Genomic DNA, 1,666 nt, shown 5'->3' with positions numbered 1-1,666 from the left:
CCGCCGCTGCCGCCGTTTACCGCCGAGACCGCAGCGCAGAAGGCGCGCATGGCCGAGGATGCCTGGAATTCACGCGATCCAGCGCGGGTCGCGCTCGCCTATACAAAGGACAGCCGCTGGCGCAACCGCGCCGAATTCCTGCAAGGCCGCGACGCCATCCAGGCCTTCCTGACGCGCAAATGGAGCCGCGAGCTCGACTACCGGCTGATCAAGGAGGTCTGGGCCTTCCACGGCAACCGCATCGCCGTGCGTTTCGCCTATGAATGGCACGACGACAGCGGTTCATGGTTCCGCAGCTACGGCAACGAGAACTGGGAATTCGACGAACACGGGCTGATGCGTCTGCGCATCGCCAGCATCAACGACCTGCCGATCAGCGAGGCAGATCGCAAGTATCACTGGCCGCTCGGCCGGCGGCCGGACGACCACCCGACACTGTCGGAGCTCGGACTTTAGCATCTTGCCGCAAGGAAGCTTTCGATGAACGCGCATGCTTTCACCAGCGACGTCGCCTTCACGCCGACCGTCAAGGCGATCCAGGCCCGCAAGGGCTCACGTCAGTCCTACGCCCGCGTCGAGGAGCGTGGCGGCTGGCAGGCCGGCATCACCCCGGACCTTGCCGCCTTCATCGAAATGCAGACCAGCGTCTTCCTGTCGACCGCCAACCGCGAGGGGCAGCCCTATGTCCAGCATCGCGGCGGGCCGGCCGGCTTCGTCAAGGTGCTGGATGAACATACGATCGGCTTCGCGGATTTTTCCGGCAACCGGCAGTTCATCACGCAGGGCAATCTGGCCGACAATCCAAGGGCGTTCCTGTTCCTGATCGACTATATGCACCGCCAGCGCATCAAGCTCTGGGGCACCGCGCGCGTCGTCGAGAACGATGCCGAACTGATGGCGAAGCTGATGCCGCAAGGCTACAGAGCGCGCGCCGAGCAGGTCGTCCTGTTCACGGTCTCGGCCTGGGATGCCAATTGCCCGCAGCATATTCCACAACGGTTCGAGGCAGCCGACGTCGCGGCGGCACTCGGCGAGCGGGACAAGCGTATCGAACGCCTTGAGCAGGAGATCGCACGGCTCAGGGGAAATTCGGGCGCGGCCGCAGGGGAATAATCAGCCGCCGGCCGCGGTTTCGGCCAGCGCGATGCCGTTGGGCGTCGGCTTGACAGGCACGATGCCGCGCGCCAGCGCAAGCAGATATTTGTTGTATTCGGTGAACAGCACGCGCAATGCCCGCGGCTTGGTCAGCCAGCCGCCATTGTCGAGGTTGGAATTGACCACCGGATAGGGCTCGAGCTTGGCGCCATGCAGCAGCCTGCCCATTTCCAGCAGGCTGCGCGGCATATGATAATTGTTGGTGACGAGGATCACCGTGCCATAGGCGTGGCTCTCGACCCATTTGGCGCTTTCCTCGGCATTGCCGATCGTGTCGAGCGCGGCGCGGTCGATGTCGACGCAACAGGAGAACAGATTCTTGTCGCCGCCGGTTGCCGCCTGCAGCTGGCGACGGCTGGCCGAAGGATGCACGCCGCTGATCAGCAGCCGTTCGCCCTTGCCGGACGCCAGCAGATCCATCGCGGCATCGAGGCGGGACTGGCCGCCGGTCAAGACGATGATCGCGTCTGCCCTGGCCGGATTGGCGGGCGTCGTCAGGTGACTGACCTTG

The 1,666-nt window shown here is 64.6% G+C and carries 3 protein-coding genes; 2 read left to right on the top strand and 1 reads right to left on the bottom strand.

From position 1 onward, the window contains the following. A partial coding sequence (locus EOA22_RS32785; protein ID WP_127390560.1) for a DUF1348 family protein occupies positions 1–456 on the top strand: 456 nt, incomplete at its 5' end. A 24-nt stretch (positions 457–480) separates the two neighbouring features. After that, positions 481–1,113 carry a pyridoxamine 5'-phosphate oxidase family protein gene (locus tag EOA22_RS32780; protein ID WP_063169092.1) on the top strand — a complete coding sequence of 211 codons (633 nt, stop codon included), beginning with the start codon at positions 481–483 and terminating at the stop codon, positions 1,111–1,113. On the opposite strand, the gene EOA22_RS32775 is transcribed toward EOA22_RS32780, so the two are convergent. Further along, positions 1,114–1,666, bottom strand: a 553-nt coding sequence (locus EOA22_RS32775; RefSeq protein WP_164756145.1) for a YdcF family protein, incomplete at its 5' end; no start/stop codon positions are given.

The sequence above is a fragment of the Mesorhizobium sp. M7A.F.Ca.US.014.04.1.1 genome, assembly GCF_003998745.1.
Taxonomy (GTDB): Bacteria; Pseudomonadota; Alphaproteobacteria; order Rhizobiales; family Rhizobiaceae; genus Mesorhizobium; species Mesorhizobium ciceri.
The sequence above is the reverse complement of the archived record's forward strand: the minus strand, read 5'-3'. Positions and strand labels throughout refer to the sequence as shown.

Coding starts and splice junctions, on each gene's coding strand:
- EOA22_RS32780 (WP_063169092.1), top strand. CDS start 481: ATGAACGCGCATGCTTTCACCAGCGACGTCGCCTTCACGCCGACCGTC.